We start from the raw sequence: 12,378 nt of genomic DNA on the forward strand, positions 1-12,378 counted from the left end.
CGCCTTTTTACTGCTATCGATTTAATGGATGAACGATTAATGACGATTTGGAGCACATGCGGCAGACACCTTGGGTTCAGTTCATGTAGCCAACGCAGATAAATCCAAACAAAGTTGTCAAATCAACCGCTCCGCCTCTTGGCGATCCTTGTTTGCCATGGCGATGGTTCGCCAACCAATCACACCTATCGCATGCTGAGCTTTATTCACCACGACTAAAAACTCAGTATCCATTTGGTTAAGCAGCTGCAAGGCATCTTCAGAGGTGGCGACATCGCTAATCAAAGGCACTGAGTGCTCCATAATTTGATGGGCTTTTTTACGCAGGAATGCCCTGTCGTGTTCCCGCTCCGCCGCAGTGCCAATCAAGGGGCTAAGCCAATAATAGACAAGGCGCTGAGTGATCACACCGATGATTTTATGGTTCTCATCGAGCACCACCGCCACCTTGGCATGGGCCGCGGTTAATAAACGTTTGATATAGGCAAGCTCATGGTCGAGTGTCACAGACACCACAGGATCCAATACCGCAGCGCCGACATGGTCACTGATACTCAGCTCGCGATTGATTAAAATCTCCAAGCAAGTATCGACAATTTTCGCGTCAAACAAGCTGCCTCGACCTGCTTTTAATACCTCAGTCATTTTAGCCAACCCCATAGAAGGACGATAAGGGCGATGGGATAAGATGGAGTCGGCCACATCGGCCACGGCAATGATCTTAGCCTCATAAAGGATCGCTTTATCCTTCAAGCCTAAGGGATAACCCGAGCCATCGAGCCGCTCGTGGTGCTGCAAAATCATCTGCTTAATCGGCCAAGGGAATTCCACATCGGCAACAATTTCAGCTCCATGCAACGGATGGGTTTGAATTAATGCGTACTCTTCTTTGGATAATTTAGAGGGTTTAGTCAAAATCTGCGACGGGATCGCAAGCTTACCAATATCGTGTACCAGCGCACCGATTTTAAGCCCTTCTAATCGCTGCGGTTCAAGTCCGAGTTTTTCACCAATCAAGTAGCTTAACTGGGCAACCGATTTTTGGTGCCCTGCGGTATAAGCGTCCTTTAATTCAAGCGCCTCCGAAATCGCACTGATAAGCTGGGTCAAGGATTGGGATAACTGCTCTTTTTGCGCCTTGATGATTTTTGATTGGCGCGACACCGCCCGCAAACTGCGGGGAAGCTCAATCGAATGCCATAAAATACTCGCGAAGGTCAGGAGCGAACGGGCATCATTGCGGCTATAGGGCTCGTCTCGCCCCACGACACACACTATCCCGGCTAAACGGTGATGTAACACCATAGGCACAGCAAGGTAGCGCTCCCCCAGCAGTAAGCGGTCAAACAACAAATTATCCGGCCGATTATCCGCTAACGTATTCTCAATAATGGGTTTGTAATCTTTAACACACTCTTGCCATAGCTGACTTTCCAGCTCTGAGGCTTGAGTATTTTTTTCGACAAATTCGGCCTGATTTACCTTAGGCGCTGGATAGTCCGAACGGGCCGCGAGGGTGAGTGACTTGGATTTATCGTTATGCAGCAAAATGAAGCCGTAGCGGCTGTTCATCAACGCAATCGCCTTTGCGACGGCGACCTTAAACACTTGTTCCTGTGGAGATTGGATCACATCATCAATATGTTGCAGCCAAGCATCGCTCGCTTGAATCGCTTGGCGATAATCGGCATGCAGTCCTTTGAGTGGCCATTCTTCGAAATTGATTTCTGAGAGGATGAGTTGCCAGCCCAGCTCAGGAATAGCGTACAGGGCAAAATGCACCCGCATGCCCTGATTATCCCGCAGTACCAGCCCGATGTAGTTATCGGTACGTTGAAGAATATCGCGGCAAAGTTCGGCATTAAATTCAGTGAATAACTGACAAATCGGCTGATTGATGATCTGTGCCGCCGAACGCTGGCAACGCTGATAAAATGCCCGGCTCATGCACTGCACCCGAAATTGACTATCTAGCCGTGCCCAAGACAAAGGTAAATCCTCGGGCAGGTCTTTTATTCCTATAATGAGGCTACGGCTCATAGACATCAAACACCCCTTCCATGATGAATGCACTGGCCGAACAACAATCCCAAATCAAGTGCTTGAGGTTCGGCTCAAGGTGCAGCAACTAGGTGATAACGTCTTAAATATTGCAAGTAACCTTACTGATAGCAAGCCCAAAGCCGCCTGTTAATCCTAAAGTCTTAATCGGCCAGTCAGCAGCTATATTTCAAGTTAATACAAGCAAGTTAGCCTTAAAAAACAATGGTTTTATTACCGTAAACCACCACTTGCTCATTCAGTACTAGCTGTAACGCTTTGCTGAGGACACTTTTTTCGACATCGCGCCCCGCTTTGGCCATTTCAAGCGCGCTGTAACTGTGATCGACGGGGATCACGTCCTGCTTAATGATTGGTCCTTCATCGAGGCAATTATTCACAAAATGCGCAGTCGCGCCGATGATCTTTACCCCTCGCTCCCAGGCTTGGCGGTAAGGGGCGGCCCCAATAAAGGCAGGCAAGAAAGAGTGATGGATATTGATGATACGGTTTGGATATTCGGCGACAAAATCCGGTGTCAGCACCCGCATATATTTGGCGAGCACCAGGTAATCGGGCGCATATTGCGACACGGCGGCCAATAACGCCTGCTCATGCTGAATTCTGTCGAGCCCTTCGTGACTGACAAGGTGAAAAGGAATATCAAATTTTTCAACCAATTCCCTTAACACGTCATGGTTACCCACCACAGCAGCTATCTCAACATTCAAGCCGCCATAGTAGGCCTTCATCAGCAGATCGCCCAAACAATGGGCCTCTTTGGTGACTAATACGACGATGCGCTTCTTCCCTGCGCTCACCAAGGTCATATGATTTTGGGCGGGTAATACCTCACGCAGATCCTGCAGTAATTGCTCGCTGTTAAAGTGCCCCTCAAGCTCAGTACGCATAAAAAATCGCCCCTGAGCATTATCCACAAACTCACTGTTTTTAATGATGTTAAGCTGATGATTAAAACAAACACTGGTGATTTTGGCGATAAGCCCTTGGGCATCGGCGCAATCTGTCATCAGGATTTTACGTGCTAAGGCGGGTTGCGCGTTCGATAGTACTTCATGCTGTGACTGCAAAATCTGATCTCCTCTATGGTCCCTCATTCGAGTGTGCCATAGCCAATCCACTCATACAGCATGAAAAGCTTATTTTTTGTGATAAAAAGTGAATTTATTGTGAGTTGACTTTATTAAACACAATAAATCAGCGATTAATTTCAAGAAGATGTAATATTAACGCCGGGTATCTAAGTAGCGCTGTAAGACTTTGCGTAGGGTTTCGGCCTTAGTGCCATACACCACTTGCACGCCCTTGCCCATCACAATCACGCCCTTAGCACCGAGCTGGCTGAGCCGCACTTTATTGACAAGCTCAGGGCTGTGCACACTCAAGCGTAACCGGGTAAGACAAGCATTGAGCTCAACAATATTCTCGCGACCACCCAATGCCGCAATGATGGCTCTTAAACTCTCTTTGGCGCCATGGGGTTCATCGGGTTCGAGTCGTCCTGGCGTCTTTAAATTAAATGCCAGAATACTGCCCCTAAACAGCAGGTAATAAATCACCGCCGTCAGCGGCCCTAAGAATGCAAACCAACCCGTATTGCGCGAGAGGGAAAACAGCAGCGTGAAATCCACCAGCCCATGGGAAAACACAATACTGTGGTGAATATCGAGCATGATGCAGACAAAATATGCCAGCCCCGACAGCAACACATGGATAAGAAACAGGATAGGTGCCACAAACATAAAGGCGAACTCAATCGGTTCTGTGACTCCGGTCAGCCAACTGGCGGCCGCCGCGGAAAGCATAATACCCGCGACCCGATTACGCTCTGAGGGATCGGCGCAGCGCCAAATAGCCAGTGCCGCAGCAGGAAGTCCCCACATTTTTATCAAATAACCGCCCGCTAAATTCCCCGCCTGTGGATCGCCGGCTAAATAGCGCGCCACTTCACCCCGAACCACTTCAGCGTTCTGTAACTGGTATTGGCCAACTTCTAAATAGAAAGGCGCATTCCAGATATGATGCAAACCGAGGGGAATGAGTAAACGTTCGAGCGCGCCATAAACACCAAAGGCGATGGCCGGTTTTTGGTAAACCGCCCAGTCGGACACACGCTCGATGAGCAGAGATAACGGCGGCCACACATGGGCAAGGATATAACCTAAACCCATCGCCAACGGAATGATCAATAAAGAAGCGCTACGTCGCCCCTCAAAAAAGGAGAAAATCGCGGGCAGGCGAATATATTGGCTCCAGCGCACGGCAAAGCAAGTCACGCCACCTATTAACATGCCGCCGGCAATGCCTGTGTCTAAGGTTTCCATGCCGAGTAGTAATTGGGTCGGCAATTGGTAAAGATCCGCTAAGGCGGCTAAGGTGGCCGTCATCACCCCATAACCAAATACAGCAGTAAAAGCGGCGATGCCTTGATCGCGGCAAAACCCTATCGCCACCGCCACCGCGAACAAAATGGGCATGATGGCGAAAATCAGCTTGCCAACCGCCAGCATTAATACGGTTAGCACCTCGGGCATAAAAGGGATTGGACTCACAGTTAAGCCCAGCATCACACCCGCTGCGGGCAAAATCGCAATAGGAATTAACAGTGCCTGACTTAAGCGCTGGGCAAATTTAAACCACTGCTGAGTAACGAAATGACCTAAGCGGCGCGTTCGGATTTGACGATTTGATTCCAGCTTTCCAGCCATTTTATCGCTTCGACCTCGGGTTCCATGGTTTCACAGGCATCAATTTCAAGACGCGCCACAACGGGTTTGGCGCCTAGCTCGCTGAGCAATTCATCTACCGATTTACCCGCACCACAAAAGGTATCGTAACTCGAATCGCCGAGTGCTATCACACTGTATTTCAGCTCAGGCAGATAAGGCGCTGTCTCCTTAAGATGATAGTACCAAGGCTGAATATCGTCGGGTAAATCCCCTTGCCCTGTGGTCGAGGTCACTACCACTAACAACTCATCCTGTGGCGGCGTAAATTGACTAATTTCATTCGGTTGCCACAATTTGGCGTCATAACCGAGTTCTGTCAGCGCTTTTTCTAAGGTTTCGGCGGTAAATTGTGCGCTACCATACACAGTGCCAAACACCAGATTAACTTTTTTCATGATATACTCCGTGCCACATGCGTAAACGCAACTTAGCTGAAGTTACTTTATTGTGAGGCTTTAGGGCAAGCAACAAGGTAAAAATTTTATAAATCAAGTTATTGAGCATGAGGAAGCGAACTGATGCGACAGAGCAATAGGCAAAAACACCTCAAGCACCAACATAAAACCACCCAAATTAGACGCAAACATTACTTTCACGCCGCCCAGCAAAATCTGCAATTCCCGCTAACCGTTCCGGCGGAATACGCCAACTTAGCCAGCTTGATATCCAGTCTCAAACCAACCAGTAGTTAAGACCGCCGGATGTTGCAACGAATTGCATGCCACTTAGCAGATAGCCACGATGCAAGCTTAAGTGAGCACACGCCTTAAACGCCCAAACAAGTATTGTTTTAAACTGTCGTCGTTTGCTCTGCAATCAACACACTTGGCTCGCGACAAAGCGCGGCATCGTCCCAACCCAGTCCTGAAAACACGGTTTCCCATTCGGGTTCAAGCTCGGTTTCGATACTTAAGCGCTCAAGTGTCACCGGGTGAGTAAAGGTTAACTTTTTCGCAATCAGCCACAGTCGATTGATATCGAAATGTGCGCGGAAAAACGCATTTTGCTTCCCATCGCCATGGGTGGTATCGCCAATAATTGGATGGCGTAAATGCGCCATATGGCGTCTCAGTTGGTGCTTACGCCCCGTTTTGGGACTCAGTTTCACTAACGCGAAGCGGCTGGTTGCATAACGCCCCGACGGATAAGGAATTTCGGTATTTAATAGCGGCTCATATTGAGTCACAGCATCCTGCGCGGCCTTATCTTGATTGGCAAATTTGTCAGCCACTTCATCCAATTCGACTTTAAGCGCATAATCCAAAATACCACTCTCGTGCATATTGCCACGCACCAGTGCCAAATATTGTTTTTCAATACTGTGGTTGGCAAATTGCTCGCAAAGGGCGTTGGCCACCTCACTGCTTTTGGCAAATAACAACACGCCCGAGGTGGGTCTATCTAAACGGTGTACCGGAAACACATGGCAACCGACCAAGTCACGAGTCAGTTGCATCGCAAAAAAGCGCTCACGCCGCGCTAAGTAGCTGCGATGAACCAATAATCCCGCGGGTTTGTGGATAGCCACCAAGTGCTCGTCTTGATACAAAACACGCAGTTCAGGCGCAGGTTCTGAGTGTTCGTCGCTCTCGCTTGGGTTATATTTATCCTCTGGCATATCCAGCCAATCATCATCTAGGTTCATTTAACAACATATCCAATTCATTCAAGACACCGATTAAAGGCGCTAACGCCGCTTGTTCGGACCACACATGTTCCGCCATCGGGGCTATTGCAATTTTGCTTGGCAAAGGTTGCCCCGCATCGATAAGGGCTTGCATGCGTGGAATAAAGATAAACTGCAACCATTGCTCTAACGACATCAGATCGCAGGCAAAAGGCGCCGTACTGGCCATGGCTTCATCACTGGGCGTACGAGTAGACCAAAGTCCGGCACTTTGTAGCTCGTGGGCAATTTGGGCTAGTTTGGTTTTAGTTTGGCTGTAAAGCATCGATATAAGGTCCATTAAGCCACAGTCATTCGACAATTAAGCACTGCGACTGAGGCGATAAAATTGTGGCAATCATACCATCGCGCACAACTTCCCCCTATAATGTCGCCAATTTATTGAGCCTTTTTGATTGATATGGCAGCCAAATGACTGAAATTACCACGCTTAGCCAATTTTTAACGACAGCCAAAACCCAATTCCAAGTCTATGAATTAGGACGAAGAGTGCAGCACATCGATATGCTGGCCTTCCATCAAATCGAATCATTAGTCACGCCCTACCCTTATCCCATTCAGGGGCATGCCCAATTTGCCATCGTGTTTTGGAATGAGAGCCAACAGCACTTTATTTGGTTCCTAAAGCTACCGTTAGACGAACAAGGACTGCTCTCGCCTGCGCCGCGCTCACAGTTTATTGAAATGGTATTAACGGCACTGGGGCAAGATCCGACTCAGCCATTAACCGATGAACAGCAGGATCGCCTCGCTAACAATCCGTTTAGCTTTAAGCCCAGCCAAGAAAAACTGGCGGTATTTAACGCCTTAGTGCGTAAACAGTTAGGGTTAAGCGCTTCTATTCAATATGAATTTGCAGTGCAATATCTCTCGGGACAAATTGCAACGAGTGAATGGCAGCATATTGGCCTGCAAGGTTTGAGCGACGTGTGTGTTCGCCTTGGCGAGTTAGATCACGAGCAGCAACTCCTTGCCAGTTTTGACAATAGTGCGATTGAAGTACAAATTGCCCTGTGCCAATGTCTCGAACACCTGCATTTAACAGAAGCGCTCGCCAATAAGCTTTACGCTAAGTTTGTGGCGGCTCCTCCCGAGTACCAAGCCTATTACTTGCGCGCACTCGCCTCTCATACCGAATTGAGTCAGCAAGCCCTCGCCCATCTTCAACAAACCGAGCGCTTAGAGGCCAATGAACTCATCAGCATCGCGGGCCGAAACTGGACCGTATTAAAGCAAGAGCTGAGTCGCAGTATTTACCTGGAAACACTGGCACGACAACCCCAAGCCTTTTTTAATCAGATCTTTGCTGATATTGTGGCGATTCCCAGTTTGCGTAACCACTTATTGGGGGAGCTAAGAAACCCCAATCGGAGTGTTCAACTATCACAGGCCATTGGCGGCTTGTTTAAGGCTACGAGTAAATGATGTCAGATCTGCTGTTAATTATTGCGCTAGTTGTGGTTGCGGCCTTCTTTTGGCAATTACGTCAAATGGCAGAATTGAGCCGTATTTTTGCTGAAAAAGAATGTTGCCGACAAAAAGTACAGCTCTTAGCCATCGCAATGGAAACAGCTCGCCCCAGCCTTGGCGGCACGACAGGGATCTGTTGGAAGGCAAAATATCTATTCGAATTCAGCACCGATGGCATCAATCAATACCGCGGCCATATTTGGATGCTAGGGAAAAAAGTGCAAAAGATTGAATGGCCTATTTTCCCAGAGCCAGAATGGCAAGAAGCACCAATGGCCAAAGGCAAGTTTGGTGGTTGCGGCAGCCAAAGTAGCTGTAGCTCGGGCAAATGCCATTAAGCCACTACAGTGAACCTTTGACTGAATAGATAACGCCGAGCTGTATGGATAACACTAAGCCATAGTTCGGCTCTACATCCGCACTCAATCAGCTTCATCTGTGTTAATACCAAAAAAGAAAGGGCGTGGTCTTGTGACCACGCCCTTCTGTTCTTTGTTAAGCTATCCCGCTATTTTCGTGCTCCCTGCACCATCCATGCGTCAACTTGCGTCCTGCATCATCCCTGTTCAATCCGTGATATTTCCCTGTACTTAACGTACTTCCCTATCTCTTGGCGTTCCTTTTACCAAGCTTGCTCTTTCCTGAGCGGTTCCAGTATCATCCGTGAAATAGGTTCAGTAGCATCCTTTCTATTGCACTCCATGTGCCATTGCAATCCTGTGCAATTAGGCTATCTATCCCTGATAGTCTTTCCTTCCGTGGTTCGCATCGCTTTCATCCTGAAAGTCTCTCCTTACCACTCCATCAGTGTTTATTCCTTAAACACTGTCCAGTCATCCTGACTGCTAACTTCCTGTTCGCTGTAGTTCCGTCTACAAATGAATTCTACGACAGCCATGGCAGGGCGGCTTTCGCAAAAGATAAAAATGTAAGCCGCCATATTAAGTTCATAATGGAAAAATTTTCTTAACATATTGATTGGATGTGACTTACCTAAAACTAGGTAGTCATTGTCAGTCAAAAAACTTACAAATCACTTACAGCCTTGTGAGATATATCTCACAAGAAGTCGGGCAATTTATGCCATTTTAAAACACAAACATTGATTTATCCCGAGACGCTTAAACACTGCAAAGGAAATAGCGACTGCATAAAAGAGTAAAAATCGTCCGCTAGATTTTATTTTCAGATATACCGCACGTAAAAGTGGACATTATGACGTACCGTAAAAAAGACGTAGGAGAATAGAAAAAAGAAAGGGGCGCACTATGTGCACCCCATTTATCCTCTGCAAGCCATCCTGCTTGATTGTGCTCCCTGCACCTTCCTTGCGACCGTTTGCTCCCTGCAAGCGTCCTTTAATCCCTTTATTTTCCTGTGCAGTGAAGTCTCCACCACACTCAATCCTTTGACCCGAATATCCTATTTCGGCTCCTGTCACATCCAGTGACTCATCCCAATCGCGTCCTGCTGAATCCTTTCCTCACCTTAGTACAAGCTGTTCACCCTTATACTTATCCTTTTACTCGATACTTCCTGCATCCAGTAACGCTTAATCCTTAAGCTTGTCCTTTTCATCCTGAAACCTGCTATCCCAGCAGATACAACGTCCTCTATCATCCATGAGAAAGCAGCCTTGCTTTTCCTTAACCTATCCTAGGCAGATGACAGTTTTCCTACTGTCAGTGGTTCAAATCCAAGAACCTGAATTCGTCGCTTCTTGCGTCCCTCTCGTCTGTATTGCAATCCCTGCTGTCCATTTGCTTTGGCGATGAGTTAATTCTACGTGGTTCTCGCTATTTTTGTTTCGGTTAAAGAACACACACTAGCGCACTTTTCATACAACCAAGCTTTATTAAAACATAACACTATGATTTTAAATGCAGTTTAAAAGCTGTGATTACAAAACAGTCAGTAAGAAAACATTTTATCCTACAGGCTTTGTAAGCGATCTCTCACACGGGTGTCAGCTTCTCACTGGTCAGGAACATTTAGCACTTCAACTTACCGGTGAGAATTTGTGCAAACATCACCCAATCACCCATCAAACTGTACAAGGGATATTGGAATGTCGCGGGGCGATTATGCTCAAACACAAAGTGTCCCACCCAAGCAAAACCATATCCCACTAGGGGGATAAACAGTAAAAGCCAACCATTTGCGAAAAGCAGCGCAGCGACGAATAACAGGAGCACTAAAATACTGCCAATAAAGTGCAATCGCCTGCAGCTTAAGTCCTGGTGCTGTGAGAGGTAAAAAGGGTAAAACTCAGCGAAGGAGTGGTAAGGTTCATTCATCTTGTTGGCCCGTGTAAAAGAGTAATTGTCCGGCCACATTGCCTATGCTCAATTCTCCGAGGGAGACAAAATCATGTTGCATAAATAACTGGCTATGGACTTCTTGGGTGGTAAAGACTCCAATCCCCTCAAGTTCGGGCTGCTCATCGCACCAACTTACTACGGCTTGCACGAGTTGATGGCCTAACCCCTTTCCCTGCTCATTAGGCGCAAGGGCAATAAATTGTAGGATCCCGCAGTGCTCGCTCGGTAGCAGCTCGACAATGCTCGATTCTTTCTTCATCATCGCCTGAGTCGATTGCCAGCCCGTGCCGAGTAACATCTTGAGTCGCCAGTGCCAATAACGGCCCTCCCCGAGGGGCACTTCCTGAGTGACCACACAGGCAACACCGACTAAGCGTGTTTGGTCAAACAGCCCGATTAAGGCTTAACACCTATCACTTAAGGTGTTTAGAGCGAACAGGGTAGCGAGTTTTATTGATACGAACGGTCCTTGCTTTGGGCCGTTTTCTTTTTTGGGGCAGTATGTAGCGTTTAACTCTCTCCCGCATGGCCCTTAGCTTTCTCGGGATGGAGCCGGGGGAGGCTATCGCACACCACATCAGCTCATCCTGAATATCTCTCAATGCCATCATAAAACTTATACGCAATGGCGATACCTGCGCCTCTCTCGCAATACGACTGATTTCCAGGCGAACCAAATTGTAAGCTATCAATATTCCCCAGATTTCTTGTATTACCCCCTCCACAGACTGACTTCGTAGCAGCACTTCATCTTCGAGCATATTGTGCTTTATCTCTCCGTAGCTGTTCTCTATTTCCCATCGTTCAAAATACACATCCAGTAATGACTGCGTACCATATTCCAGACTCGTTAAGGAGGTGAGAACACCTATGACGTGATTAGGTTGTTCTGGCTTAGGGTACAGGACAAGGCGGGCTTGCCATTTCTCCGGCAAGCTTGGGTCTTGTTTCCGAGCATGGGCTGACACTTTCATTTCCACTAAAAGGTCTCGCCCTTCCTTATCCAGTTGCTCAACCACTTCATATTGCGTGTTGGATTTTATCGGCGTCATCCAGTGACTCGTCGTATGTTGCCGTTGCCAATTAATCATCAACTCGGCACTGAGGTAACAGCGGTCAAAAATCGTCAGGGAGTGAGCGGGGGCTGAAGCGGCCAGCTGTTTGGCATAAGAGACCTCTCCTGTCGAGCTGGGCCCAAAGACAACATCATGTAATAAACGACTTCGCAGCGATGTGAGGGCACATAATCGAACAATCGGGTATTCAGTATGGTGGTTTTCATTGTACTTGATGTATTGGAAGTGCTCTGCAAGACAGGCGGTATCATGGGTGCGGAACTGAGTGCCGTCGACAGAAAGTAAACTCAGTCCAAACCATTTGTCATCGCTATCTTCCTGCTGGGTCCAATGGGCTGCTGTCAGTTTAAAAAGCGCTTCCAAAGGTTGGGCGGTGAGGCGCTTTCTCGCTTGAGGAATAGCACTTGGTGCAACAGAATCCCCTAAGTGGTTGGAAAGCTTGAGGTCTAGTTTATCTAAAACTTCCGTGATGGGTTTATCCCGATACAAGCCAATACCGACAATTAGCCAAACGACAAGTTCGGCGGGTAACTTACGCCGTCTCATGCTGGCTTTATTGGTAGAATCAAGGGCTTGCTCTATCCATTCGAGCGGGAGTTCTTTTTGGAAGAGAGCCAGTGATTCTGGTGCAGCAAACGTATCGACATCAATCAGCCAGTGAGCCAACATAAAAAATACCCTCAGCAATTAGTGTACTGAGGGTATTGTTAACCATCCGTAGGATCGTTCAACTGATCAATGCCTTAACTGATCGGTGTTACGATTAAGGCTTGCTTCTCCTGCCAGAGCGCATTCAACTCTTCACGGATTGCGGCGCGTAATTTTTGTTCGTAGGCGAATTTGTCTGAAGTGGATAAGGCATCCACAAAGAAAGGGTCGTCATGATAGGCGTTGTAGAGAATCGAAGCGGCGAGGCGTAAATCTTCGGCGGTGAGATAAACTGCACGGCACTCATCCAAGGTATTATTGTCCATTATTAGAATTCCTTGATTTAGATCACACTCTTAGGAGTAATTATCACTGTATCAAGGAAA

At 47.6% G+C, this 12,378-nt stretch carries 11 protein-coding genes and 2 pseudogenes; 3 read left to right on the forward strand and 10 right to left on the reverse strand.

Annotation, left to right across the window (positions count from 1 at the left end; all coding sequences use genetic code 11):
* Positions 1-117: 117 nt before the first annotated feature.
* The 4 genes from N5E87_RS14370 to N5E87_RS14385 form a co-directional block, all read right to left on the reverse strand.
* Positions 118-2,046: an HD domain-containing phosphohydrolase gene (locus N5E87_RS14370; protein WP_347881475.1), complete on the reverse strand. Its 1,929-nt coding sequence runs from the start codon at positions 2,044-2,046 to the stop codon at positions 118-120.
* 209 nt (positions 2,047-2,255) lie between these two features.
* Positions 2,256-3,071, reverse strand: a complete 816-nt coding sequence (gene purU, locus N5E87_RS14375) for a formyltetrahydrofolate deformylase (protein ID WP_023267379.1) — start codon at positions 3,069-3,071, stop codon at positions 2,256-2,258.
* 216 nt (positions 3,072-3,287) lie between these two features.
* Positions 3,288-4,769 carry a PTS transporter subunit EIIC gene (locus N5E87_RS14380; RefSeq protein WP_086902370.1) on the reverse strand — a complete coding sequence of 494 codons (1,482 nt, stop codon included), beginning with the start codon at positions 4,767-4,769 and terminating at the stop codon, positions 3,288-3,290.
* On the reverse strand, positions 4,721-5,185 hold the full coding sequence (locus N5E87_RS14385; protein ID WP_011623400.1) for a flavodoxin: 465 nt from the start codon (positions 5,183-5,185) through the stop codon (positions 4,721-4,723). The genes N5E87_RS14380 and N5E87_RS14385 overlap by 49 nt, the downstream gene beginning before the upstream one ends.
* Before the next feature lie 123 nt (positions 5,186-5,308).
* Here N5E87_RS14385 and N5E87_RS14390 point away from each other — a divergent pair, with 123 nt between their 5' ends.
* On the forward strand, positions 5,309-5,482 hold the full coding sequence (locus tag N5E87_RS14390) for a hypothetical protein (RefSeq protein ID WP_086902369.1): 174 nt from the start codon (positions 5,309-5,311) through the stop codon (positions 5,480-5,482).
* A gap of 98 nt (positions 5,483-5,580) precedes the next feature.
* Here the strand turns inward: N5E87_RS14390 and truC are convergent, their stop codons facing one another.
* Positions 5,581-6,435: a tRNA pseudouridine(65) synthase TruC gene (gene truC, locus N5E87_RS14395; RefSeq protein WP_086902368.1), complete on the reverse strand. Its 855-nt coding sequence runs from the start codon at positions 6,433-6,435 to the stop codon at positions 5,581-5,583.
* The gene (locus N5E87_RS14400) at positions 6,422-6,742 is read right to left on the reverse strand and encodes a YqcC family protein (RefSeq protein ID WP_086902367.1); all 321 of its coding nucleotides are present in this window, start codon (positions 6,740-6,742) and stop codon (positions 6,422-6,424) included. The genes truC and N5E87_RS14400 overlap by 14 nt, the downstream gene beginning before the upstream one ends.
* A gap of 146 nt (positions 6,743-6,888) precedes the next feature.
* On the opposite strand from N5E87_RS14400, the gene N5E87_RS14405 reads away from it, so the two are divergent.
* Together N5E87_RS14405 and N5E87_RS14410 are read left to right on the forward strand one after the other, a co-directional pair.
* Positions 6,889-7,902 carry a DUF3549 family protein gene (locus N5E87_RS14405; RefSeq protein WP_086902366.1) on the forward strand — a complete coding sequence of 338 codons (1,014 nt, stop codon included), beginning with the start codon at positions 6,889-6,891 and terminating at the stop codon, positions 7,900-7,902.
* The gene (locus N5E87_RS14410; protein ID WP_011623404.1) at positions 7,899-8,285 is read left to right on the forward strand and encodes a DUF3301 domain-containing protein; all 387 of its coding nucleotides are present in this window, start codon (positions 7,899-7,901) and stop codon (positions 8,283-8,285) included. Before N5E87_RS14405 ends, N5E87_RS14410 begins: the two co-directional genes overlap by 4 nt.
* A 1,653-nt stretch (positions 8,286-9,938) precedes the next feature.
* Here N5E87_RS14410 and N5E87_RS14415 read toward each other — a convergent pair.
* From N5E87_RS14415 to N5E87_RS14430, 4 genes and pseudogenes are all read right to left on the reverse strand, one after another.
* On the reverse strand, positions 9,939-10,244 hold the full coding sequence (locus N5E87_RS14415; RefSeq protein WP_086902364.1) for a DUF962 domain-containing protein: 306 nt from the start codon (positions 10,242-10,244) through the stop codon (positions 9,939-9,941).
* A pseudogene (locus N5E87_RS14420) lies at positions 10,237-10,671 on the reverse strand (GNAT family N-acetyltransferase); the annotation flags it as partial. The gene N5E87_RS14415 and the pseudogene N5E87_RS14420, both read right to left, overlap by 8 nt.
* Before the next feature lie 10 nt (positions 10,672-10,681).
* A complete protein-coding gene (locus N5E87_RS14425; RefSeq protein WP_043015601.1) occupies positions 10,682-12,013 on the reverse strand; it encodes an IS4 family transposase in 1,332 nt (443 codons plus the stop codon).
* A 92-nt stretch (positions 12,014-12,105) separates the two neighbouring features.
* A pseudogene (locus tag N5E87_RS14430) lies at positions 12,106-12,318 on the reverse strand (GNAT family N-acetyltransferase); the annotation flags it as partial.
* Positions 12,319-12,378: the final 60 nt, after the last annotated feature.

Source organism: Shewanella sp. GD03713 (assembly GCF_029843705.1).
Taxonomy (GTDB): Bacteria; Pseudomonadota; Gammaproteobacteria; order Enterobacterales; family Shewanellaceae; genus Shewanella.